Genomic DNA, 21,553 nt, shown 5'->3' with positions numbered 1-21,553 from the left:
AGGCGTAGCGTCCGCCGCAGGAGCAGCTTGCGGCAATCGTGCCCGCCAAGGCTCATGGAAATCACTCAGATGGGTACTTTTCACCTTGTCCCCGCCACCGGCCTCCCCCCCGGCACGCAGCAGACCCGCCATGCGGGCGACAGCATCGCCGCATGGTTCGCCGCCGCCTTCAAACGTCGCGGCATGATGGAAATCGCGACGCTCAACAGCGTCGCGGTGCCGGAGTCCGCCCGCACGGCGATCGAGGCGACCGGGCGCGCCTGAACGCCGCGTCCGGCGTCCCGACGGGCACGCCGGCGCGATATGGCGCATCGGATAATGCTTTTCCCTGTCCATGATGCCATAATGGTGGCGGCGCAGCGATGCGCCGCCACATCTGTTTTTGCAATCTGCATCGGGGGAGGAGAAAACCGGCGTGACCGATCGAAACAGGCACGGGCGCACCTGATGGGACAGCCCTTTCGCCGCCGCCCCGCTGCGGGCGCGCTGACGCTGTTCATGGGGAGTGTCCTGATCACGGGCGTGACCATGCTGCCTTCCCCCGCCGCCCGCGCGGCGAGCGAGATCCCCGGACTTGGCGAATATGCGCAGTTCGGGATGAGCGTGACCGGCAACGGGACGTTCGGGCGCTGCACGGTGCGCGTCAGCTTCGACGCCGGGCGTTTCGCCGGCAGCGCCAAGGTGCTGGACAGCATGGGCATCCTGGATAACGTCGATGCCACCATGCTGCGGCGGCGGACGAATTACTACATGCGCGTCACGGCGGAAGAGCTGGCCCCCATCGTGGTCGATCACGCCTTTCAGCGTTTTGGCCATTCCGACCTCTGCCACTTCGAATTCGCCTCGCAGGACAGCTGGATGTATGGCGCGGGCCAGAAGACGGTCTTCATGAAATTCACCATCACCGGCCGCACCGCAACGCAGGTGGACTGGTACAAGGCCAGTTTCGACGAACTGCATGAGGTGGCGAGCGGATTCTGGGAGGACGTGGGCTTCACCGGCCCGGCCCCGAATGACCCCGCCCAGGGGGAGGAGACGTCCTATGCCCATCGCGGACTCACGGCGGAGGATCCGCTGCAAAGGATACGGCCATGACCCCGCCCGGCTTTTCCCCCGCCTTTGACGCCGAATTCCACGACCTGCTGCGCTGGCGGCGCGACGTGCGGCATTTCCGGCGCGACCGCGTCCCTGGCCCCGTCCTTGACGGGCTGCTGGCGACGGCCTGCCTTGCCCCGTCGGTGGGGCTGAGCGAGCCGTGGCGCTTCGTCCGGGTGGACGACCCGGCGCGGCGGCGCGCGGTGCGTGACGATTTCGCGCACTGCAACGCCCGTGCCCTGGCCGCGCGCGACGGGTCGGACGCCAGCGATTACGCGCGGCTGAAGCTGGCGGGGCTGGACGATGCGCCGCACCATGTCGCGGTATTTTCGGACAACGACCCGGCACAGGGACGCGGGCTGGGGCGTGGCACCATGCCGCAGACCACCACATGGTCCACCGTCATGGCCATCCACACCTTCTGGCTGGCGGCGACGGTGGCGGGCGTGGGCGTGGGGTGGGTTTCCATCATCGACCCGGCACGGGTCAGCGCCATGCTTGACGTCGATCCGGGCTGGGAACTGGTGGCCTATCTGTGCGTGGGTTATCCGCAGGACCCGTCCGATACGCCGGAACTGCAACGGCGCGGGTGGGAACGCCGCGCCCCCGAACGCCAGCACTGGATCGAACGCTGAACGCGCCGCGCACATGCCGCGCCGGACGTCACGTTCCCTGTTCCATCGGCACAATGTCCATCGGCGCGATCGCGGCCCTCGCCACGGTCCTGTCGGCCTGCGCCACCGCCGCGCGGGCACAGGCATGGGGAAATGCCGGATGGCCCGGCGCGGTTTCCTCCCCCATGGCGGGCATCATGCACCAGCAGTCGCAATCGGGCGCGGGCGCGTGGCACGACACGCTGTCGCACATGCGCGCGCAACGTGACGGCGCGCGCGCGTCATGGGCCGCCGGGGCCGCCGCCGACCGCGCGGCCCGCGCGGACATGAACCGCCCCGCGCCCGAGCTGGAGGACCCGCACGCCACCGGCGCGGAAAGGCGCACGGAAGAAGGCGGCCCGGTGCAGCGGGGCGAGGACCCCTATGCCCGCGACTGGTCGCATTTCGAGCGGGAAGAGGCGCGCGTGCGCCAGCAGATGCAGGCGGGCCATCCCGCGCCATGAGCGGGGGGAGCGGAATAACCTTCTGATATGAATAAAAGTTTTTGGGTGTCGCCTTTTTTCAAAAAGGTGACGTCTTTCGAAGCTTTTTGCAAAAAGCTTCACCAAAAACTTCTTTACAATATAATGGATGTTTCATGGGCGACTGTGACGCGATGCGGGTGGGCGCGACGCCATCGCATATCGATCACAGGTATGATACGCTGAAATGCTCGCGCCCGGCCCCCGCCGGTCCTGCCCCAGTCTGGAGAGTTCCCGCGTGTCGGCTGCCGTTCCGTCCTGCCACCCGCCTTCATTCTCATCATCGTGCCTGCCTGATGTCGCGGCGGTCTATGACAGGCGTCCCGCGCTTGCGGCGTTGCGGCGCAGCGGGGCCATCGCGGACGCGCACGCCATCACCGCCGAATTCTGGGCCACCGATTACATGATCGGGTTCATGGGCCACAACGACCCCTTCATGGAACGCGACCCGCGTGGCCGCACGACACATGATGGACCGTCCCGCAGCCGGCTGGGCGCGATCGAGCGGTACAAATACATCCGCGCCGCCATCGGTGGCCGGTGCGAGAAACTGCTGATCCTGCTGATGGTGGAGGGACGTTCCATGCCCGCCATCGCCAGCCATTTCGGCACGGAACAGACACATGTCGCCGGCGCGCTGGCGCTGCTGCTGGACATGCTGATGGACCATTACGATGAAATGCCCGGCCCCCTGTGGAAGGGATAGGACACAACGCCATGGACACGACCATTACCGGAAGCTGCCTGTGTGGCGGCGTCGAATACGAAATCACCGCGCCGCCGCTGGATTTCGTGCTGTGCCACTGCAGCCGCTGCCGCAAGGCCAGCGGTTCGTCCTTTGCCGCCAACCTGATCGTCCGCCCCGCCGACCTGCACTGGCGCACCGGCGCGAAACAGGTGCAGCGGTGGGACCTGCCCACGGCCCGCAGCTTCGCCACCGCGACATGCGCCACCTGTCACACGCCACTGCCACATCGCACGCGCGACGGAACGCGCATGATCGTACCGGCCGGTACCCTGGACACCGATCCGGGCCTGACGCCGCGCCACCAGATCTTCAGCACGTCAAAGGCACGCTGGTGCATCGACGTGGAGGATATCCCCGCGACGTCATGACACGCCGTCGGCCTGCTGCGGGGGATCGTGGTGTTCGCAGGCATGGCGGTTTGGCGGTAGTGAGCGGAAGGTCGGCTATGGGATTCCTGAATACCGGAAGCTGACAGGTAGCATCGCACCGCAGACAGCAAACGCCTTCCAGCAACCGGGTTCAGGGTCGAGATGTCTATTTGCCCGGTGCCATATTGTTCCTGATAATATTACAGGCGGCCTCGGGACGGTTATGATTTTCAAAACCACCCGCGCACATACTGGCGACATAGTCAGTATTGGCATGTTCAGCCTCGGTTCTGTAAAAAGGGGCAACTTTTTCTGCACAGTGGCCGCCATTGCGCAGGTCCATATCAACCGCGCTCAGGAATATTTGGGTGGGAACCATACCAGCATAGAGTGAGTCGTAGGGTTCCTTGCCTTTCCTGATGATATCAAGATATTTTACAGAAAATGCACAAAATGGCGCATAGAGTCCACGATGATTGAGGAGATGTGCATCAAGCCGCTTTCCTGCCCTTACAAGCCGACCTGTTCCCGTAATGCTGGCAATACCGTTTGCCTCGCCTGCCTGATAAAGTGCTGCATTACGGACAAGATAATCGAGAAGGATCATGGACTTGCAGTCTTCCGTCCTACAATGCAAGGCCTTGGCTTGTGCTGCGGCCCCTTCCAGCGCTTCGAACGTGGAGGGGATGGGAACATTTACCGGCGCAGGGGATAATGTGTCTGCGAGGGCGGCAGGCATTACCATCAGAAATGACAAAAGAAGGAATAGATATCGCATATCTTGTTACTCTTTATAGAACTTGAATTTGTATTCTGGAATGCCTGGCGTAAAGATGCGTCTCGCGGGATAGGCCCAGCTTGGAACATAATTCCTGATGGGTTTTCCGTTTTTGCTTACCCCATCAACTGTTTCCAATCCTCTTTGAGTATCATACTTGGAGAGATCTGTTTCTTTCTCCTTTGGCATACTGATTGGCGAATAGAAAAGGGTCGCGCCCTGGCTGATATCAGGTGCCTGACCAGACAGCAGGCTTGCTGCGATACGTCGACTCATGGCCGTGCCGGACTGATTGTGTGCATAGTTGCCGTGCTGCCAGACAGTTGACACCGACTTGAGATGACGGCGCTTCATCCTGTTGATGACTGTCCACCCGACCATGAGTTGTGCTGTCTCATTCGAATTACTGGCTTCCGAAGCGATAATACGGGCGAGATCCTCAATATTTTTCCTGGCAAGTTTTTCATCATGAGAACAGGACAGAGAAGAAGACGAACGACCAAAAGCAGGTTTTAAGGAGGACATGCCGCCTGCCTTTCCCGAATGTTATTGCATCTTCAAATGTTTCTAATTTGTTCCTGATAAGGTATCAAGAATCATCGTATATGTACTCCTGAGTATGAGAATGTTTAGCCGACAGGCGGTTACCATGTCCGCTTTAAGGAATAATGCCGAGGTGTTTTCCATCTCAGATGAAGGCGCAAGCAGACATCCCTGCCGATGGTATATGATCCCCACCTCCCTTTCCCATGACAGGACCTTCTTTCATGACCATGTCCCCCATGGATGCTCGCCCGCCGGGCCATGTCGCCATCGTTGGCAGCATCAATGTCGATTTCGTCTGCCGCGTCGCGCATTTCCCCCACCCGGGGGAGACGATGCATGTCCGCGACACGACGACCGGGCCGGGTGGCAAGGGCGCGAATCAGGCCATTGCCGTGGCGCGTCTGGGCATGCCGGTCGAACTGGCGGGACAGATGGGTGATGACCCGCTGGCGCAGGTGGCGCGCGACGCCCTGTCGGATGCGGGGGTCGGCACCCGTTTCGTGCGGGTGCAGCAGGGGGGCGGGACAGGACGCGCCTTCATCACCGTCAACGACGCGGGCGAAAACCAGATCCTTGTTCATGGCGGCGCCAACATGGCCCTGCATCCCGATGACGTGCCCGGCCTGGCCCGCGTGCTGGACGGGGCGCGGGTGCTGATGGTGCAGATGGAAATCCCGGCCGACATCGTGGTGCGCATCTGCGATCAGGCACGGGCGCATGACATCGTCATCATTGTCGATCCCGCCCCCGTCCCGCCCGATGGCATCCCCGACGCGCTGTTCACGCTCGCCACCGTCATGACCCCGAACGAGACGGAGACGCAGGCCCTGACCGGCGTGCTGCCCACCGATGCCGACAGCGCCCGCGCGGCGGCGGATATCCTGCACGGGCGGGGCGTGGAATGCGCGATCATCAAGATGGGCGCACGCGGCGTGTTCCATTCCACCCGCGACGGCGCATCGGGGTTTGTCCCGCCCTTTGCGGTCACGGCCATCGACAGCGTCGCGGCGGGCGACTGTTTCGGGGCGGGGCTGGCGCGGATGCTGGCGGCGGGCGCGCCGATGGACCGGGCCGTGCGGTACGCGGCGGCCTGTGGCGCGCTGGCGACGACACGCCCCGGCGCTGCGGACGCCGCCCCCACGGCGGCCGAGGTGGAGGAACTGCTGGCGCGGGAATAGGCGGCCCCGTGGCCCGATGTCGCGGGCGGGTTGCACGCCAAAGTGAATTCCCTGCCCCTTCCCCGGTCGGTAGGCTTGACGGGATGAAGCACGCACCCGCCGCATCCTGATGCAACGGACCGGACGCCCGATCCGCGCATGGCGGTTACGCCGCCGTCGGCCCCGCCAGCCCGGTACGGGCGGCACAGATGGGGAGGGGCAGGCATCCACTCCCCTTTCCCACGCACGAACCGCCGGAACGCGCGGTTGCCGGGATGTCCACCATGCACGACAGGGCGACGCGGCGGCGGGCAACATTGCCATGTCCCGACCGGACCGTCGCCATGATGGCGGCATGGCGGGAAACCGCCATGGACGTGCCTTAACGATGTCCCGCCCGGCCACGCGCGGGCGGGATCGCAACCACCCCGACCACCAGAGGAACAAGCCCCATGATGATGGACTGGAACACCTATCGCACGCAGCTGGAACAGGGATTTGGCAAGGTCGCGACCCTGTCGCCCGGCACGGTGGAGGGCGTCGTCACCGCCAGCGAGGCCGGGGCGAAAACCGGGCATCTGGATGCGAAAACGCGGGAACTGATCGCCCTTGCGGTCGCGGCGACGACGCGTTGCGATGGCTGCATCACCGTCCATTCGGCCGAAGCGGTCAAGGCCGGCGCCACGCGGGAGGAAATTGCCGAGGCCCTGGGCGTGGCCGTGGCGATGAACGCGGGCGCGGCCCTTGTCTATTCCGCGCGCATCCTTGATGCGGTGGACGCGCTGAAGGGCTGATCCCCTCGCCCTGAAAACCGTTTCAGGACACCGCCTTTTTTCATGAAGGCGGTGTCCTGCCGGGGAACCGTTTGAAAACAACAAACAAAAGTTTCTGGGTGTCGCCTTTTTTTAAAAAGGCGACGTCTTTCAAAGCTTTTTGCAAAAAGCTTTACCAAAAACTTCTTTACGGTCACGGGATGAACCCGCCGGTCCCGTCCTGCTATCGCGATCGTGCGGTCATAAACATGGCGGCAGGTGCATATGGCCGGTTGCCTGCGGGCGGGCGCGGGCATATCCCTGTGCGCCATGACCATACGCCTTCGCCATCCCCGACTGGTTGCCCTGTGGGCCAGCGTGGCCCTGCTGTCATGGGGCAGCGCCTATCCCATCGTCCGCATCGTCATGCACGATATCGCGCCGGTGCCCCTGGCCGCCGTGCGCTATGCCATCGCCGCGCTGCTGTCGGTGGTGTGGCTGCTGGCAAAGCGCGCGCCGCTGCCGCGCATGGCCGACATCCCGCGCCTTGTCGCGTGCGGGGGCATCGGCATCAGCCTGTACAACGTGCTGTTCAATACCGGCGAACTCAGCGTTTCCGCCGGGGCGGCCAGCCTGCTCATCAGTTCCGCGCCCCTGATGGCCGCCGCCATCGCCGTGGCGGTGATGGGCGAACGGCTGACGCCGTGGGGATGGGCAGGCTCGCTCATCAGCTTTGCGGGCGTCATCACCATCGCGGGGGGCGAACCGGGGGGACTGTCCTTTGGGTCCGGCACGACGCTTGTCCTTGGCGCGGCACTGGCAAGCGCGCTTTACACCACGATGCAGAAACGCCTGATCCAGACATATGGCGCGATGAACACGACGGCATACGTGCTGATCGTCGGCGCGCTTGTCCTGCTGCCGTGGCTGCCCCGCGCGCTGGCGACCGTGCCGCACATGCCGGTGATGGGCAGGCTCGGGATCCTGCAGCTTGGCGTCCTGCCGGCCTTTGTCGGGTACGCGGCATGGACATGGGTCGTGGGCGAAATGGGCGTCGCGCGGGCGTCGGGGCTGCTGTACCTGCTGCCGCCTGTCACGCTGGTGGAATCGTTCGTGCTGGTGCACGAGGTCCCGGAACCGCGCACCCTGCTGGGCGGCGGCGTGGTGATGGCGGGCGTGTTCCTTGCCAACACGCTGGGCCGCGCGCCGGTGCGACGGCTGCCGCCGGGCGGGGAATGACGCGCCCCGCCATCGCGGTCGGGCCACAAGGCGATGCGCGGGCGATGACAGGTCATTCCGGATTGGAATGACTACAGTTCCGAATATCGTTTTGCACCGCATCCGATCGAAAATACCCTCCCCCCGCCGCGGCCATGAAACCGGCGGGGCCACAGGAAAACCGGCCCCCGGAACTCATGGCCTGAACATCACGGCCACAGGGCGACGGCCACAGGGGGAATGTGCATGCAGAACGACCCGCGCAGTCACGGTCTTTGGGAACTGACCGCGCCACCCGCGCCATCGACGACGCTTCTGTACGGACATGTGGATACCGATGTCGCCATCATCGGCGCGGGCTATACCGGGCTGTCGGCGGCGCTGCACCTTGCGCAGGAATCGCACGATGTCGTGGTGCTGGAGGCCGAGGAAATCGGCTTTGGCGGGTCGGGTCGCAATGTCGGGCTGGTGAATGCGGGGCTGTGGGTCATGCCGCAGGACCTGATGGCGACGCTGGGGGCGACGATGGGCCGGCGCGTGCTGGACCTGCTGGGCAACGGGCCGCGTCTGGTGTTCGACCTGGTGGAAAAACACGCCATCGCGTGCGAGGCCACGCCGACCGGCACCCTGCACTGCGCCGTGGGGAATGGCGGGCTGGAAAACCTGCGCGAACGCGAACGCCAGTGGCAGGCGCTTGGCGCGCCGGTGCGCCTGATGGACGCGACCGAGGCCGCGCGCCATATCGGCAGCACCGCCTATACCGGCGCGCTTCTGGATGAACGCGCGGGCACGATACAGCCGCTGGCCTATGCCCGGGGGCTGGCGCGCGCCGCGATCGGGGCGGGGGCGCGCATCCACACCCATACCCGCGTCACCGGCGCGCAGCAGGCGGGCGAATGGTGGCACCTGCGCACCAGCGGCGGCGGGTCGGTGCGCGCGCGCTGGATCATCGTGGCAACCAATGCCTATACCACCAACATGTGGCCCGAACTGCGCGCGGAACTGGTCCACCTTCCGTATTTCAACCTTGCCACGCGTCCCCTTCCCCCCCGGCTGCTGGAGACGATCCTGCCCCAGCGGCAGGGCGCATGGGACACGCGCGAAATCCTGACCTCGTTCCGGCTGGACCAGGCGGGCCGCATGGTCCTTGGCAGCGTCGGCGCCCTTGACCGCGCGGGGCGGGCCATCCACCATGCGTGGGGACGCCGGGCGCTGGGCCGGATTTTCCCGCAGCTGAAGCACGAACCCTTTGAAACCGAATGGTACGGCAGCATCGGCATGACCACCGACGCGGTGCCGCGTTTCCATCAGCTGGCGCCCAACGTGGTGTCCATCAGCGGCTATAACGGGCGGGGGATTTCACCGGGGACGGCCTTTGGCATGGTGCTGGCGCAACTGATATGCGGCCAGATCACCATGGCCCAGATGCCCCTGCCCCGCAGCACGACGCAGCCGGCCCGCGCCCGCGCGGCGCGCGAGGCCTTTTATACCGTGGGCTCGGCCGTTGCCCACGCCGGGACGGGATGGCTGTAGCCGCCGCGCGCACATCCCGCACAGGACTGAAGAAACAGGAAGACATATGACCATCGTATCCGACGTACATGCCCTTTTGCAGAAGCTCGGCGTCCCGCGTGAGGCCTATACCGGCGGCGACCTGATCGTGCGCACCCCCATCACGGGGGAGGAGATCGCGCGCGTTCCCACCGTGTCCGTCAAAGAAGTGGAGGGCGTGATCGCCCGCGCCGCCGACGCCTTTGTCGCATGGCGCAGGATGCCCGCCCCCCGGCGTGGCGAACTGGTGCGCATCCTGGGCAACGTCCTGCGTGAAAACAAGGAGGCGCTGGGCCGTCTCGTCTCGTTCGAGGCGGGCAAGGTCGTGTCGGAAGGACAGGGCGAAGTCCAGGAAATGATCGACATCTGCGACTTCGCCGTCGGCCTGTCGCGCCAGCTTTACGGCCTGACGATCCAGTCCGAACGCCCCGACCACCGCCTGATCGAGCAGTGGCACCCCGCGGGCGTGGTCGGCATCATCTCCGCCTTCAACTTCCCCGTCGCCGTGTGGTCGTGGAATGCGGCGCTGGCGCTGGTGTGTGGCGACCCGTGCATCTGGAAGCCGTCGGAAAAGACCCCGCTGACCGCCCTTGCCACCCATGCCCTGTTTGACGAGGCCCTGCGCCGCTTTGGCGCGGATGCGCCGGCCGGGCTGTCGGCGCTGGTCATCGGTGATGGCGCGATCGGGCAGATGCTGGTCGATGACGGGCGCCTGCCGGTCATTTCCGCCACCGGATCGACCCGCATGGGCCGTATCGTGGGCGAACGCGTGGCGCGCCGCTTTGGCCGTTCCATCCTTGAACTCGGCGGCAACAACGCCTCCATCGTCACGCCGTCGGCCGACCTTGACCTGACGCTGCGCGCGGTGGCGTTCGGCGCGATGGGCACGGCGGGACAGCGCTGCACCACGCTGCGCCGCCTGATCGTGCATGAAAGCGTGTATGACGCCCTGATCGGGAAGCTGAAGCAGGTGTACGCGAACATTTCCGTCGGCTGCCCCGTCACCGGCGACGCGCTGGTCGGTCCGCTGATTGATCAGGCCGCGTTCACCGCGATGCAGGACAGCCTGAAGGCCGCGAAAGCCGCCGGCGGCACCGTCCATGGCGGCGAACGCGTGGACGTCAACGGTCCGGGATCGTTCTATGTCCGCCCCGCGCTGGTGGAAATGCCCGCGCAGGTCGGCCCGGTGGTGGAGGAAACCTTCGCCCCGATCCTGTACGTGCTGAAATACAGCGACCTTGACCAGGCGATCGCGCTGCAGAACGACGTGCCGCAGGGCCTGTCCTCCTCCATCTTCGGCACCAACCTTCTGGAGGTGGAGCAGTTCCTGTCCGCCGCCGGGTCCGACTGCGGCATCGCCAACGTCAATATCGGCCCATCCGGCGCGGAAATCGGCGGGGCGTTCGGCGGGGAGAAGGAGACCGGCGGCGGCCGCGAATCCGGATCCGACGCATGGCGCGGCTATATGCGCCGTCAGACGAACACCATCAATTACGGCCGCACCCTGCCGCTGGCGCAGGGCGTGAAGTTCGACGTGGGCTGAGGCCATACGCAGGGGCGCTGCCCCTGCACCCCGCCAGAGGTCGCGGACCTCTGGACACCATGACCTGAAACGGCAGAAACCTCCGGGCGTTGCCTTTCGATGCCTTTCCCGGGCCTGCCCTTCAGGTATCAGGGTGCAAGGAGCCGCGCTCCCTGCCGGGTCCGGGCAGCGCCCGGATATCCCCGCACGCAATGGCGTCACACATTCAGGGGCTTTGCCCCCGAACCCCCACCAGAGGTCACGGACCTCTGGACACCATGACCTGTCGGGGATCCGCCGCTTCGCCGCGAAGCCAGTCGCGGAACGCCACCAGCGGGGCGTAGCGTGCGCGGTTGACGGGCCAGACGAGGTAATAGGCTTCCTCCGCCATGTGCGGCGCGGGGGGCGCGACCTCCACCAGTTCGCCGCGCGACAGTTCTTCCGCAATCAGGAAGCGCGGCAGCAGCGCCAGCCCCGCGCCCGCGCGCGCCGCCTGCGTGATGGTCGCGAACTGATCGCACAGCATGCCATGAATCTGGCGCGCATCGACATCATGGGCATGGAACCAGCGTTCCCACGCATCGGGCCGCGACACCAGATGCAGCAGCGGCGCGCGCAGCAGGTCCGCCGGGGCGCGAAAGTGGAAATGTCCCGCCATGTCGGGGCTGCACACCGGGACGACCTGTTCATGCATCAGGAATTCCATCTCTGCCCCCGGCCAGTCGGCAAGGCCGTAATGGATGGCCGCGTCCAGCATTTCCGCCGCGAATTCAAACGGGACGGGACGGGTGAACAGGTTGATGGTGATGTCCGGATGCAGCCGCTGGAACACGGGCACGCGCGGGGCCAGCCATCGCGCGCCAAAGGTCGGCAGCACCGCAAGGTTGAAGGTGCCGCCACTGGGGCTGGCGCGAAAGCCCAGCGTCGCGGTGGAGATGTGTTTCAGCGCCTCGCGGATTTCACGGGCATAGACCTCGCCCGCGATGGTCAGGCGCACGGTCTGGCGTTCGCGGATGAACAGTTCCGCGCCAAGCTGTGCCTCCAGCGCGCGGATATGGCGGCTGATGGCGCTTTGCGTCAGGTGCAGTTCGGTCGCCGCCGTGGTGAAGTTCTGGTGACGGGCCGCCGCCTCGAACGAACAGAGCAGCGAAATCGAGGGGAGAAACCGTCTTGCCAGCGCCACGTCGCCACACCGTCCACGTCAGGAACACCGGCGGCGATGATATGGCATTCCCGTCCGCCCGTCACGCCGGACCGTCACGGGAACGCCGGCGGCGCATCGGCTGGCGCGATGGCTGGTGCCATTATTGCACACTGTTACCCCCTGCGCCGATGGGATATAGGTGCGCCCCATCATGTCACTGCCCGCCCTGCCCGCGCATCACAGGAGACGTTCCGGCGCCCCTGGCACCGCCGCCGGAAAATGCGCGGCGGCCATCGGGTCCCTGCCCGCCATGCCAGCCGCCGGGACACGCCAGAGGTGAAACCGCGCCCATGACCCGCCGCCTGCCCCCCTGCCCGCGCGGCGGCATTTCCCGCGCCGCCCTGCTGACGATACTGGCGGCCGCAGCCTGCGTGCTTGCGTCGCCGGGCGTGTCCGCCCATGCGCAGGTCCCGCGCACGCAGGTTGCGCAGGGACGCGCACGGCTGGGCAATTCCACCCCCCTGATTTCGCAGATCGATCCCGCGACGGTGCACGATTCGACCGCCGCCCCGGCGGAAGGGGACGTCGACACGCTGGATACCAGCGGCAACCTGCTGGGCAACATGGGCGGATTGCGGCCGTGGCTGTACAAACATGGCATCACCTTCGGCCTTCAGGACGTGGAGGAGCTGTGGGGCAACGCGACCGGCGGCGCGCCCAGCGGCAACGACGCCGGCAGCGGGTCGGGCACCGGCCCGGCCTATGACGCGGTGACCGCGCCGACCCTGACGGTGGACCTTGAAAAGCTGTTCGGGCTGAGGGGCGGGCTGTTCAATGTCAGCGCGCTGCAGACGCGCGGCCGTTCGATTTCGCAGGACCATCTTTACGACTACAACCCCGTCAGCGGGTTCGAGGCCGACCGTTCCACCCGCCTGTTCGAGCTGTGGTACCAGCAGTCCTTCCTGAACGGGAAGCTCGACGTCAAGGTCGGGCAGCAGGACCTCGATACCGAATTCCTCATCAGCGATTACGGGTCGCTCTACCTCAACGCCAATTTCGGCTGGCCGATGGGGCCGTCGCTCAACCTGTATGCGGGCGGCCCGTCATGGCCGCTGGCCTCCCCCGCGGTCCGGCTGCGTTACCGGCCGACCGACGCCTTTACCTTCATGTTCGCCGCAGCGGACGACAACCCGCCAGGCAACCGGCGGGACTCCTTCACCATCCAGAACGGCGGCAATACGGCCGACCCGACAAGCCAGACCACCAATGACGGCAGCGGCACCCGGTTCAACATGGGCACCGGCGCGCTGCTGATCACCGAACTGCAATACGCGCTCAACCCGCAGCCCGCCGACATGGCGCACGCCACGAAAAATCCCGGCCTGCCAGGGGTGTACAAGCTTGGCGGGTATTACGACACGGCGAAATTCCCCGACTACCGCTACAACACGCAGGGGGGATCGCTGGGGGGCGCGGTGCTGGCGGGGGGCGATACCACGCCACGGTGGGACCGGGGGAACTGGCTGATCTATGGCATCATCGACCAGATGCTGTGGCGGCCGTCACTGACCTCGCCGCAGTCGGTGGGGGTCTTCGCACGCGCCACCGGCAATGGCGGTGACCGCAACCTCATCAGCTTTGCCATCGACGCGGGCGTCAACCTCAAGGCCCCGTTCAGGGGACGCGACAACGACACGGTGGGACTGGGCTGGGGCATCGGGCGGGCCAGTCCGGGCATGCGCGATTATGACCGCGCGTCCCACACCATGAAGCAGGGAAGCGAGAACCATCTGGAACTGACCTATCAGGCGCAGGTGACGCCCTGGCTGGTGCTGCAGCCCGATTTCCAGTACGTCTGGCACCCTTCGGGCGACGTGCAGGACCCGCGTTACGCCACCCCCCACCGGGTAGGCGACGAAGCGGTCTTCGGAATCCACACGAACGTCACCTTCTGAGGGGATGCCTGAAGACTGCTGATAAAAGACATGACAGTTTTTTTGGTGAAGCTTTTTGCAGAAAGCTTCGAAAGACGTCGCCTTTCTGAAAAAAGGCGACACCCGGAAACTTCTATGGTTTCAGGGTATTATTGAGCCCGCCTTGTCAGGCAGCCCCCGATATCACCGGATCGGAAACAGCCGGAACCGGGGGGAAACGCCCCAGTTCTGGCACGTGCGGGTTCTAGTTGCGCAGGCGAATGGTCAGACGTTCCACCGAGAAGGCAAGCCGCGCGCCCGTACTGCGGGAGGTGAACTTGATCCGCACGCCGTTATTGTTTTCCATGACCGCGCCGCCCGTGCCCGCGCCCATCGTGGCCTCCCCCTGGACGGACCAGTACGTACCCTCCAGATCCTGCGCGCGATAGAGGTTGAAGACGGTCCCCTTCGCATGGATGTGTGAAAACCCGATGGCCGCGCCGGACCCGCCACGAATGCCGAAATTATAGGTATGTCCCTGGAATGTCAGGGTTCCCTTTCCCCATGACATGCCCGCGCCAAGGTCGGCGGCCGACAGGGTGAAGACGACCTCGCCCGTGCGTTCGCCAAGGGCGTCGGTGGCCGGGGCGGCATGGGCATGAACGGGAAAGAGGGCAGGCAGAACAGCGACGGCCGAAAGGGCGGCAACAGATGCAAGACGCAACGTAAACTCCTTCTTCACGCGGTGTCGCCCGACAGTTTCAGCTGGTGGTAGGCCACCAGCCTGGAAACGCGCACGGGGAGTGGGTCAATCCGGTCCGGGCCATGCGGATATGCGATATCATACATGTAATCCGCGAAACGCGAAGCGGATTGTTCCGCCTGCAGTTTCATCCGTTTGCCGTGCCGCGTTCACCGTGACTGCGCCGAAAGCTGTGCCCGTGCCTCCCCATTGGGATAGGCATCGGTATGCAGGTTGACATAGACCTGTCCCGTCATCAGGGCGTGCGCCTGTTCCGACGACAGCAGCACCGACCCGCGCAGGGGAGAGACATATGGCCCCTCCACCGGGGCCAGCACGTCGGCCTCCTGCCCCGGGGCGGCGGGGCCGTGGAAATGGATCGCCGTGACCTTGCCGCTCAGCCCCGTCCATTTGATCGTATAGGTCACGAGGTTGGTCTTGGGATTGAGCCATGCCATCACCCCGCCCGACGGCGTGGTGGTCGCGCCATGTTCGGTCGCGAACTGCCCCGATATATGAACACTGCGGGCCTGTGCCGGGGCAATGGCGGCCACCGTGATGGCACAGCCCAGCCCCATCGCGGGCAGGATGGATGAACGCAACATCAGCGCTTTCTCCGTCATGGGCGTTGACCGCCCTGTTATTCCACGCATCCCGCAACGGGAACGGAACGCGGCACCCCTGTCCCGCGCGGGGATGGTGCGCCATCCATCAGATGCCGAAAATGCGGCCCCGCGCAACCCGAATCACGATTCTGCCCCCTGCCACGGGCCCATGACCCGATATCGTGATCAGATATCCAGCGGGCGCGGCCGTTCCAGCGCCGCCATTTCACGCGCCATCCACCCGGCATGCCGCCGGCCCGGCGCGCGCGACAGCAGCGCGCACGCACGGCCCAGCCCGATACCCGCCACCAATGCCACCGCCATTGCCATCGTGCCCATGTCCATCCCCGTTCATCCGTCCCTGTTGCGCGTCGTCATGATCGCGATCGTCAGGCGCGGCTGTGATGAAATGATGGCGGGAATATTACTTTTGTGCAGCACGCGGCAGGGGTGGCATACAGGGGCGGCGGGCGGTTCACCACGGATGCGAATTGGCGACGTCGCGGCCCGTCTGCATCGCCATGTCAAGGACCATGTAGCAGAACATCGCCGCCAGCAGCATCACGCAGATTATCAGGACATAACGCATGCCCCCTGTGTGCCAGCATGCGCGGCGATGCGAAAGCCCCGATGCCGCGCCATGCTGGCGCATGACGTGCCTTGGGGGCCATTTGGTCATGGCAGGTTCGATAATGTCCCGGGATCAATGACAGTTTCTGATCAATGACAGTTTTCTGGGGACGCCTTTTCTCTGGAAACGTCACAGGGACGTCGCCTTTTTGGAAAAAAGGCGACACCCAGAAACTTCTATCCGTTTACCGACAGTCTGTTTTCAGACGGTTTCCTATCCCACGCCGGTGCCGCCCGATGCGGCATAGACCTGCCCGGTGATGTAGCTTGCCTCCGCCGAGGCGAGGAGCACATAGACCGGGGCCAGTTCGGCGGGCTGTCCCGCGCGGCCCATCGGGGTTTCGGCCCCGAACTGGTGGATATGGTCCTGCGTCTGTCCGCCGCTGACCTGCAGCGCGGTCCAGAACGGGCCGGGGGCGACGGCGTTGACACGGATCCCCTTGTGCACCATCTGCTTCGCCAGCGATTTGACCAGCGCCACGATCGCGCCCTTGGTCGCGGAATAATCCAGCAGGATTTCCGACGGGCTGAAGGCGTTGACCGACGCGGTCGCGATGATCGCGCTGCCGGGCGGCATCAGCGGGATCGCCGCGCGGGCAAGGAAAAACAGGGCATAGATGTTGGTGCGGAACGTCTCGTCAAACTGTTCCGTGGTGATGTCGACGATGGATGCCTGATGCACCTGCCGCCCCGCATTGCTGACAAGGATGTCCAGCCCGCCCAGCTCCGCATGCGCCTTCGCCACCAGATCCTTGCAGTACTGTTCGTCACGCAGGTCGCCCGGAATTGCCACCGCCTTGCGCCCGGCCTCGCGGATCAGGGCGATGACTTCCTTTGCATCGGGTTCCTCCTGCGGCAGGTAGGCGATGGCGACATCCGCCCCCTCACGCGCATAGGCGATGGCCGCCGCCCGCCCGATACCCGAATCGCCGCCGGTGATCAGCGCCTTGCGCCCTGCCAGACGGCCTGAACCGCGATAGCTTTTTTCCCCGTGGTCGGGACGCGGGTCCATCTTCCCCGCGAGGCCGGGCCAGGGCTGGGACTGTCGTGGGAAAGGGGGACGGGGGTACCGGGTTTCGGGATTGACCAGCGGCGCCGCCGTGGGGGCCGCGTCACCGGGACTGTCGGCGGCATCCGCCGCCGCAGGTGCCGCCGCTGCGGCAGTGACAAGGCCTGCCGCCATGCCCTGAAGCACGTTGCGACGCGAAGAAGGGGGGGAACTGATATCGTCGGCCATGGGGCGTCGTCTCCTGTCATGTATCGTCCCAACATAACAGCCCCCGCGCCCCGGGGTTGCCTCCTACGTCCGTGCGACGGGCGGCAGGGCGGCGATTCCGGTCATTTCCACCCGCCAGCGCGGATCGGCCAGCCGTGCCTCCACCGTGGCGCGGGCGGGCTTGTTCGCCGTGTCCAGCCACGCATCCCACGCCCGGTTCATCGCCGCCATGTCGCCCATGTCGGCAAGGAAAATCTGCATGGAAATCAGGCGGCTCCTGTCCGTGCCCGCCTCCGCCAGCAGGGCATCGACCTGGCGCAGGATATCGGCGGCCTGCCCCTCGGCATCGGCGTCCGGGTCATCGGCGACCTGCCCGGCAAGGTGGACAAGGCCGTTATGCACCACCGCGCCCGTCAGGCGTGCCTCGGGCTGCAGGCGTTTGATCGACATGTGGCGTCTCCTTGGTGTTCAGAGAAAGAGAAAGAAGTTTTTGGTGAAGCTTTTTGCAAGAAGCTTCACAAGACGCCGCCTTTTTAGAGAAAAGGCGGCACCCAAAAACTTTTGTATGTTTATCAATGATTTGTTGTGAAACCCACGCCCGGGATGTCATTCCCCCCGCGGGCGCGACATTTCATACAGTGCGACGGCAGCGGCGTTGGAGACGTTGAGGCTTTCCATATCGCCCGACATCGCAAGGCCCGCGATTTCGTCGCAATGTTCGCGCGTCAGGCGGCGCAGGCCCGCGCCCTCCGCCCCCAGCACCAGGGCCACGCGCCGCTGCCGGAAGGACGCGCCGTCAAGGATGCCGCCCCCCGCGTCCAGCCCCACCGTCCACATGCCGTGGGATTTCAGCGCGTCGATCGTGCGCGACAGGTTGACCACGCGCACCAGCGGCACGACCTCCAGCGCGCCGGACGCGGCCTTGGCCAGCGCGCCGGTTTCCTCCGGCGCATTGCGGTCCTGCACGACGACCGCCGCCGCGCCAAAGGCCGCCGCCGAACGCAGGATCGCCCCGATATTGCGCGGGTCCGTCACCTGATCCAGCAGCAGGACGGGGCCGGGACGTTCGACAATATCCTCCAGCGCCGGAACCTCCAGCAGGTCCGCCAGCAGGGCGACCCCCTGATGCACGGCGTCGCGGCCACAGATGGCGTCGATGCGCGCGCGATCCACCCGCTGCGGCTGGATCGGAAGGCCGCCTTCCACCCGTGCCTCCAGCGTTGCCTGCGCCTCGCCCGTCACCAGCAGCTGGCGCAGCCTGCGGTGCGGGTTGGACAGCGCGGCCACCACCGCGTGCGTGCCATACAGCCAGCATGTCCCGCGCGGCGCGACCTCCGCCCGGCCACCACGTTCCGCCCCCCGGTCGGGCGCGGGCCGACGGCCACGCGACGGGGTGGCCGGGACGGCAGGAGCAGCGGAAGGCGACGAATCGGATGCCCCCACGGGGCGGCCCGGGCGACGGCGGGAAGGACGCATGTTCATGCGGGGGTTTTAGGCATAACCACGCCGCGCGTCATCCGTAATTCTCGCGCCCTTTTTGGTCAGGGGCATTGACACCCCGGCAACGAATGATTATCCACGCCATCAACCCGGAGGGATGCCCGAGTGGCTAAAGGGGGCGGACTGTAAATCCGCTGGCGTACGCCTACGTTGGTTCGAATCCAACTCCCTCCACCAGGGTTTTTCTTTTTCCTGATATATCATGCTGCGTCGAAGCGCCGGTTTTCGGCGTTTTTTTGTATATTGTCCGCCCCGGACCGCCGGGAGGCCTCATGCATCAGACCTGTCCAGCAGCCGGGCAAGCGCATCAATGTCAAGCCAGGGACGTTGGGCATGGATCATGCGGTGACAGTTGGCACAGACAAGGGCCAGGTCATCCAGACGTGTCTTCGTCTCGTCAGGCAGTTCTGACAGGGGGCGGATATGATGACACTCGATGAATCCGTGGCCCCGTTCGCCATACCGCTCCGCAAAATCGAAGCCGCATGCTTCGCACGCTAGGCGTCCCGTTTTTGCTAGAACATGCTTCTTTTTCGCCTGGATAATTTTTCTTGATCGTTCGCGACCATGATGCAGCATCGTAAGAACGCGTCCCTCTGATGCTTCGACTTCCTCAAAATCTACTGTCCCGTCATGCTCTTGGTCAGCCGAGGAGAGTAGTTTTTCCTCAATGGCACGGCGTATGGCGTGGGCTGTTTCTTTCAGATATTGCGGCTTTTCCTCAAAATCTTTCCATACTTCCAATTCCAACCGATTGCCTGCCTTTAATCCCGCCCGATTGGCATAGGCAGGATCATGAGCACGCAGATTCATAAGCTTCATGCGGATACCATTGTCATTGCGCAACGTAGCGCCATCGAATCCTTGGGAACGCCAAAAACTGTTGAGGAGGTTACTTAGGGCCGCAACACGTGGATCTCCTACCCGTGGCCATCCACCCTCCAACTCATGATAAAGTTCAAGCAGAAGAATCAATTCGTCACGTGTCCACGGTGGATTACGCTTCGTTTCCGCCACACCAAAGCCCCCGTAAAATCTGGAAATACAGGCTAATAAGAGAAACTGGCGAAAACCAGCCCCTTTCCCTTTGCGCCCTGTCTGACACGATGGGTCAGCACAACGCAAAAACCCCGGCAACATGAATTGCCGGGGTTCCACCGAAAAGACGAAGGGAGAACCTGCAGCAGGTTTCCTCTTCGTTATTCAGAAGGCTTTTACGCCACGATACGCAGATGGTGCGGCGCCTGCTCCACGTCCGCCACAGACTGCGGCGCAACCCAGGCGCGGCTGGCTTCCGGACGGAAATCGAGGCTGAACATGACATACGAACGGCAGTCCGCCCACAGCTCCGCCGGCAGGGTCGCGACCGTCTTGGTCCAGCACCATCCGCAGTCCGCCTGCGCTTCTTCCGCATGAAAGAGCGTTTCCAGACGCGGGTCATTCAGCGCAAGCGCCATGTCACAGCGCAGGCCGTCGCTGATGCGCAGGCCATCGACACACAGACCCAGCGCACGGACGTCGCTCGTGGCGGCCCATTCGCTCGGGCGGAAGGTACGGGAAACAAGCTGTACCGTCCGTGCGGTGGCCGGGAAGATGAAGCAGGCGCGATCGCCATCCACGTCCGCGTCCACGCGCTGCCCATCGACCACCAGGTGCACGTCCATGTCGTGTGTCATGCCCCAGCCCATCTGTTCGGCACGGTCTGACAGGCGGGCGCGGACCGCGTCCACCACCGGGCCGACATTGACGAACGGGCGGGCATAATCCGCCAGCGTCGCGGCATCATGCACGGGGTCCACGTTCCCTTCACCAATGGTGAAGGTGGCGCGGTTGCCAACGTTGATATAGCTCTCACTCGGCAGGCCGCTGGAAAGCAGCACGTCATGGCTGTCGAGTTCGACATGCCAGTAGGACACGTCCTCACACGGGACCTGCGCGATGGTCGCACCGTTGATCAGTTCTCCGGCGGGGATGAACACCTCGTCCATCACTCGCACGGCGATGGAATGCCCCGGCGAGACGAATACGTCGCGTTCCGGCACATTCGGCGCAAAGGCGTGGGCGGCGATGCGCACCGGCCACATGCGGTGCGCCGCGCCATCGGCCGGAATGCCGCAACGCACGCGGCTGTGGCCGACCCAGCGCACGGGACGCGCCTCGCCCGAGGCGGTCATCACCAGATCGCCTTCCGCCAGCTCTTCCACCGCAACCTCGCCCGCAGGCGTGGCGATGCGCGTGCCGGACACGAAACAGGCGACAACCGTGGTGCTGAGCGCACCGTTGTCAAACGTCTGCCCCGAATTATTGGTAACCGTGATCTGGGTCGGCGTCGCGGCGGTCGAGGTGCCCGCCAGATAATAGGTACCGCCGTCAGAGGCGGAGGTCAGGACAATGCCGTTCGCGCTCTGGAAATTCGTGGAGCTGAAATTGCCCAGGTTATTGGTGGTGGTATCACCATGCCCGTCATAATTGACATAAGTGGCATTCACCTGGAACGTACCGGGCGTCGAGGTACTGGTGAACGTCAGGGTGGTCGCGCCAGTCGTGTCCGAGTTGAACTGCGGCGTAAAGGTCATGCTGTTGCCAGCTGACGGCACGGACTCGTTTACTGAAAAAAGCTGACCGCCTGATGCGGTATATACTACGGATCCACTCATGACTGGTTTCGATTCCTTGGATACAGCGCGTTTTTATTTGCGTTAATTTTAATGTAAGGATTTGTATCTATTGTAACGAGATAGAGCGGACAGGTTGCATGTTCAATGAGTTATGCAACCATTTTATTAGATAACGCTTATTATTATTTCGTATGACTGATCCCGCTGCATATATTATGTAATATATTGCGTGATGAATTTTCCCTGCCGCTCCCTGCCCCGGAACATGGGCAAGACGTGATTCTGTCGCCTGCAAGTATTGTGAAATTTTCGGAA

Annotated in this window: 26 protein-coding genes and 1 tRNA gene; 13 read left to right on the top strand and 14 right to left on the bottom strand. The window is 64.4% G+C overall.

The window, feature by feature from the left end:
* The first annotated feature begins 69 nt into the window (after window positions 1-69).
* The 6 genes from NJLHNGOC_RS08795 to NJLHNGOC_RS08765 all read left to right on the top strand — a co-directional run bounded on the left by NJLHNGOC_RS08795 (window position 70) and on the right by NJLHNGOC_RS08765 (window position 3,346).
* Entirely contained in the window at window positions 70-264 is a 195-nt protein-coding gene (locus NJLHNGOC_RS08795; RefSeq protein ID WP_133258714.1) for a hypothetical protein, read from the top strand.
* A gap of 54 nt (window positions 265-318) precedes the next feature.
* Window positions 319-1,095 carry a hypothetical protein gene (locus NJLHNGOC_RS08790; RefSeq protein WP_133258713.1) on the top strand — a complete coding sequence of 259 codons (777 nt, stop codon included), beginning with the start codon at window positions 319-321 and terminating at the stop codon, window positions 1,093-1,095.
* The gene (gene bluB / locus NJLHNGOC_RS08785; protein ID WP_113596053.1) at window positions 1,092-1,730 is read left to right on the top strand and encodes a 5,6-dimethylbenzimidazole synthase; all 639 of its coding nucleotides are present in this window, start codon (window positions 1,092-1,094) and stop codon (window positions 1,728-1,730) included. Before NJLHNGOC_RS08790 ends, bluB begins: the two co-directional genes overlap by 4 nt.
* A gap of 53 nt (window positions 1,731-1,783) precedes the next feature.
* Window positions 1,784-2,212 carry a hypothetical protein gene (locus NJLHNGOC_RS15935; RefSeq protein WP_165837896.1) on the top strand — a complete coding sequence of 143 codons (429 nt, stop codon included), beginning with the start codon at window positions 1,784-1,786 and terminating at the stop codon, window positions 2,210-2,212.
* Between the two features lie 256 nt (window positions 2,213-2,468).
* Complete coding sequence (locus NJLHNGOC_RS08770; RefSeq protein WP_133258710.1) at window positions 2,469-2,936, top strand: hypothetical protein; 468 nt, start codon at window positions 2,469-2,471, stop codon at window positions 2,934-2,936.
* A gap of 11 nt (window positions 2,937-2,947) precedes the next feature.
* A complete protein-coding gene (locus tag NJLHNGOC_RS08765; protein ID WP_113596049.1) occupies window positions 2,948-3,346 on the top strand; it encodes a GFA family protein in 399 nt (132 codons plus the stop codon).
* Window positions 3,347-3,512: 166 nt separating this feature from the next.
* Here the strand turns inward: NJLHNGOC_RS08765 and NJLHNGOC_RS08760 are convergent, their stop codons facing one another.
* Both NJLHNGOC_RS08760 and NJLHNGOC_RS08755 read right to left on the bottom strand, forming a co-directional pair.
* Window positions 3,513-3,953, bottom strand: a complete 441-nt coding sequence (locus NJLHNGOC_RS08760) for a hypothetical protein (RefSeq protein ID WP_113596117.1) — start codon at window positions 3,951-3,953, stop codon at window positions 3,513-3,515.
* Window positions 3,954-4,130: 177 nt separating this feature from the next.
* On the bottom strand, window positions 4,131-4,649 hold the full coding sequence (locus NJLHNGOC_RS08755) for a cell wall hydrolase (RefSeq protein WP_113596048.1): 519 nt from the start codon (window positions 4,647-4,649) through the stop codon (window positions 4,131-4,133).
* A 242-nt stretch (window positions 4,650-4,891) separates the two neighbouring features.
* On the opposite strand from NJLHNGOC_RS08755, the gene NJLHNGOC_RS08750 reads away from it, so the two are divergent.
* Window positions 4,892-5,848, top strand: a complete 957-nt coding sequence (locus NJLHNGOC_RS08750) for a ribokinase (RefSeq protein ID WP_239021430.1) — start codon at window positions 4,892-4,894, stop codon at window positions 5,846-5,848.
* Between the two features lie 145 nt (window positions 5,849-5,993).
* Here NJLHNGOC_RS08750 and NJLHNGOC_RS08745 read toward each other — a convergent pair whose 3' ends face one another.
* Window positions 5,994-6,200: a hypothetical protein gene (locus NJLHNGOC_RS08745; RefSeq protein ID WP_113596047.1), complete on the bottom strand. Its 207-nt coding sequence runs from the start codon at window positions 6,198-6,200 to the stop codon at window positions 5,994-5,996.
* Between the two features lie 82 nt (window positions 6,201-6,282).
* Between NJLHNGOC_RS08745 and NJLHNGOC_RS08740 the strand changes: the two genes are divergently transcribed.
* The 4 genes from NJLHNGOC_RS08740 (at window position 6,283) to amaB (ending at window position 10,891) form a co-directional block, all read left to right on the top strand.
* On the top strand, window positions 6,283-6,621 hold the full coding sequence (locus tag NJLHNGOC_RS08740; RefSeq protein WP_110530222.1) for a carboxymuconolactone decarboxylase family protein: 339 nt from the start codon (window positions 6,283-6,285) through the stop codon (window positions 6,619-6,621).
* Between the two features lie 288 nt (window positions 6,622-6,909).
* Window positions 6,910-7,818: a DMT family transporter gene (locus NJLHNGOC_RS08730; protein WP_113596115.1), complete on the top strand. Its 909-nt coding sequence runs from the start codon at window positions 6,910-6,912 to the stop codon at window positions 7,816-7,818.
* Between the two features lie 225 nt (window positions 7,819-8,043).
* Entirely contained in the window at window positions 8,044-9,330 is a 1,287-nt protein-coding gene (locus NJLHNGOC_RS08725) for an NAD(P)/FAD-dependent oxidoreductase (protein WP_113596114.1), read from the top strand.
* A 46-nt stretch (window positions 9,331-9,376) separates the two neighbouring features.
* Complete coding sequence (gene amaB / locus NJLHNGOC_RS08720; protein WP_113596045.1) at window positions 9,377-10,891, top strand: L-piperidine-6-carboxylate dehydrogenase; 1,515 nt, start codon at window positions 9,377-9,379, stop codon at window positions 10,889-10,891.
* A gap of 238 nt (window positions 10,892-11,129) precedes the next feature.
* Here amaB and NJLHNGOC_RS08715 read toward each other — a convergent pair whose 3' ends face one another.
* Window positions 11,130-12,053 carry a LysR family transcriptional regulator gene (locus NJLHNGOC_RS08715; protein ID WP_113596044.1) on the bottom strand — a complete coding sequence of 308 codons (924 nt, stop codon included), beginning with the start codon at window positions 12,051-12,053 and terminating at the stop codon, window positions 11,130-11,132.
* Between the two features lie 311 nt (window positions 12,054-12,364).
* On the opposite strand from NJLHNGOC_RS08715, the gene NJLHNGOC_RS08710 reads away from it, so the two are divergent.
* Complete coding sequence (locus tag NJLHNGOC_RS08710; protein WP_113596043.1) at window positions 12,365-13,969, top strand: carbohydrate porin; 1,605 nt, start codon at window positions 12,365-12,367, stop codon at window positions 13,967-13,969.
* Between the two features lie 223 nt (window positions 13,970-14,192).
* On the opposite strand, the gene NJLHNGOC_RS08705 is transcribed toward NJLHNGOC_RS08710, so the two are convergent.
* The 8 genes from NJLHNGOC_RS08705 to rlmB all read right to left on the bottom strand — a co-directional run bounded on the left by NJLHNGOC_RS08705 (window position 14,193) and on the right by rlmB (window position 18,602).
* On the bottom strand, window positions 14,193-14,651 hold the full coding sequence (locus tag NJLHNGOC_RS08705; RefSeq protein WP_239021429.1) for a hypothetical protein: 459 nt from the start codon (window positions 14,649-14,651) through the stop codon (window positions 14,193-14,195).
* Window positions 14,652-14,665: 14 nt separating this feature from the next.
* Window positions 14,666-14,821: a hypothetical protein gene (locus NJLHNGOC_RS16150; RefSeq protein WP_206059746.1), complete on the bottom strand. Its 156-nt coding sequence runs from the start codon at window positions 14,819-14,821 to the stop codon at window positions 14,666-14,668.
* An 18-nt stretch (window positions 14,822-14,839) separates the two neighbouring features.
* Window positions 14,840-15,274, bottom strand: coding sequence for a CHRD domain-containing protein (locus tag NJLHNGOC_RS08700; RefSeq protein WP_165837895.1), 435 nt, complete (start codon window positions 15,272-15,274; stop codon window positions 14,840-14,842).
* A 186-nt stretch (window positions 15,275-15,460) separates the two neighbouring features.
* Window positions 15,461-15,613, bottom strand: coding sequence for a hypothetical protein (locus NJLHNGOC_RS15930; RefSeq protein WP_165832059.1), 153 nt, complete (start codon window positions 15,611-15,613; stop codon window positions 15,461-15,463).
* Window positions 15,614-15,749: 136 nt separating this feature from the next.
* Window positions 15,750-15,926 carry a hypothetical protein gene (locus NJLHNGOC_RS15665; protein WP_206059745.1) on the bottom strand — a complete coding sequence of 59 codons (177 nt, stop codon included), beginning with the start codon at window positions 15,924-15,926 and terminating at the stop codon, window positions 15,750-15,752.
* Window positions 15,927-16,118: 192 nt separating this feature from the next.
* Window positions 16,119-17,141, bottom strand: coding sequence for an SDR family oxidoreductase (locus NJLHNGOC_RS08695; RefSeq protein ID WP_239021428.1), 1,023 nt, complete (start codon window positions 17,139-17,141; stop codon window positions 16,119-16,121).
* 63 nt (window positions 17,142-17,204) lie between these two features.
* Window positions 17,205-17,570, bottom strand: coding sequence for a RidA family protein (locus NJLHNGOC_RS08690; protein WP_113596042.1), 366 nt, complete (start codon window positions 17,568-17,570; stop codon window positions 17,205-17,207).
* 156 nt (window positions 17,571-17,726) lie between these two features.
* Window positions 17,727-18,602: a 23S rRNA (guanosine(2251)-2'-O)-methyltransferase RlmB gene (gene rlmB, locus NJLHNGOC_RS08685; RefSeq protein ID WP_113596041.1), complete on the bottom strand. Its 876-nt coding sequence runs from the start codon at window positions 18,600-18,602 to the stop codon at window positions 17,727-17,729.
* A gap of 109 nt (window positions 18,603-18,711) precedes the next feature.
* Here rlmB and NJLHNGOC_RS08680 point away from each other — a divergent pair.
* A tRNA-Tyr gene (locus NJLHNGOC_RS08680) sits at window positions 18,712-18,797 on the top strand.
* Window positions 18,798-18,890: 93 nt separating this feature from the next.
* Here the strand turns inward: NJLHNGOC_RS08680 and NJLHNGOC_RS08675 are convergent.
* On the bottom strand, window positions 18,891-19,637 hold the full coding sequence (locus tag NJLHNGOC_RS08675) for an HNH endonuclease (RefSeq protein WP_206059744.1): 747 nt from the start codon (window positions 19,635-19,637) through the stop codon (window positions 18,891-18,893).
* A 197-nt stretch (window positions 19,638-19,834) separates the two neighbouring features.
* Entirely contained in the window at window positions 19,835-21,196 is a 1,362-nt protein-coding gene (locus tag NJLHNGOC_RS08670; RefSeq protein ID WP_165837894.1) for a Hint domain-containing protein, read from the bottom strand.
* Between the last annotated feature and the right edge of the window lie 357 nt (window positions 21,197-21,553).

The organism is Novacetimonas cocois, from assembly GCF_003311635.1.
Lineage (GTDB): Bacteria > Pseudomonadota > Alphaproteobacteria > Acetobacterales > Acetobacteraceae > Novacetimonas > Novacetimonas cocois.
This window is presented reverse-complemented; position numbering and strand designations above follow the sequence as displayed.

Coding starts and splice junctions, on each gene's coding strand:
- NJLHNGOC_RS08690 (WP_113596042.1), bottom strand. CDS start 17,570: ATGTCGATCAAACGCCTGCAGCCCGAGGCACGCCTGACGGGCGCGGTG.
- NJLHNGOC_RS08725 (WP_113596114.1), top strand. CDS start 8,044: ATGCAGAACGACCCGCGCAGTCACGGTCTTTGGGAACTGACCGCGCCA.
- NJLHNGOC_RS08670 (WP_165837894.1), bottom strand. CDS start 21,196: ATGACCTTTACGCCGCAGTTCAACTCGGACACGACTGGCGCGACCACC.
- NJLHNGOC_RS15930 (WP_165832059.1), bottom strand. CDS start 15,613: ATGGGCACGATGGCAATGGCGGTGGCATTGGTGGCGGGTATCGGGCTG.
- NJLHNGOC_RS08750 (WP_239021430.1), top strand. CDS start 4,892: ATGACCATGTCCCCCATGGATGCTCGCCCGCCGGGCCATGTCGCCATC.
- NJLHNGOC_RS08730 (WP_113596115.1), top strand. CDS start 6,910: ATGACCATACGCCTTCGCCATCCCCGACTGGTTGCCCTGTGGGCCAGC.
- NJLHNGOC_RS08760 (WP_113596117.1), bottom strand. CDS start 3,953: ATGATCCTTCTCGATTATCTTGTCCGTAATGCAGCACTTTATCAGGCA.
- NJLHNGOC_RS15665 (WP_206059745.1), bottom strand. CDS start 15,926: ATGCGCCAGCATGGCGCGGCATCGGGGCTTTCGCATCGCCGCGCATGC.
- NJLHNGOC_RS08755 (WP_113596048.1), bottom strand. CDS start 4,649: ATGTCCTCCTTAAAACCTGCTTTTGGTCGTTCGTCTTCTTCTCTGTCC.
- NJLHNGOC_RS08710 (WP_113596043.1), top strand. CDS start 12,365: ATGACCCGCCGCCTGCCCCCCTGCCCGCGCGGCGGCATTTCCCGCGCC.
- NJLHNGOC_RS08740 (WP_110530222.1), top strand. CDS start 6,283: ATGATGGACTGGAACACCTATCGCACGCAGCTGGAACAGGGATTTGGC.
- NJLHNGOC_RS08700 (WP_165837895.1), bottom strand. CDS start 15,274: ATGTTGCGTTCATCCATCCTGCCCGCGATGGGGCTGGGCTGTGCCATC.
- NJLHNGOC_RS08695 (WP_239021428.1), bottom strand. CDS start 17,141: ATGGCCGACGATATCAGTTCCCCCCCTTCTTCGCGTCGCAACGTGCTT.
- NJLHNGOC_RS16150 (WP_206059746.1), bottom strand. CDS start 14,821: ATGAAACTGCAGGCGGAACAATCCGCTTCGCGTTTCGCGGATTACATG.
- NJLHNGOC_RS08790 (WP_133258713.1), top strand. CDS start 319: ATGCTTTTCCCTGTCCATGATGCCATAATGGTGGCGGCGCAGCGATGC.
- NJLHNGOC_RS08795 (WP_133258714.1), top strand. CDS start 70: ATGGGTACTTTTCACCTTGTCCCCGCCACCGGCCTCCCCCCCGGCACG.
- amaB (WP_113596045.1), top strand. CDS start 9,377: ATGACCATCGTATCCGACGTACATGCCCTTTTGCAGAAGCTCGGCGTC.
- NJLHNGOC_RS08745 (WP_113596047.1), bottom strand. CDS start 6,200: ATGGCGGTTTCCCGCCATGCCGCCATCATGGCGACGGTCCGGTCGGGA.
- NJLHNGOC_RS15935 (WP_165837896.1), top strand. CDS start 1,784: ATGTCCATCGGCGCGATCGCGGCCCTCGCCACGGTCCTGTCGGCCTGC.
- bluB (WP_113596053.1), top strand. CDS start 1,092: ATGACCCCGCCCGGCTTTTCCCCCGCCTTTGACGCCGAATTCCACGAC.
- rlmB (WP_113596041.1), bottom strand. CDS start 18,602: ATGAACATGCGTCCTTCCCGCCGTCGCCCGGGCCGCCCCGTGGGGGCA.
- NJLHNGOC_RS08765 (WP_113596049.1), top strand. CDS start 2,948: ATGGACACGACCATTACCGGAAGCTGCCTGTGTGGCGGCGTCGAATAC.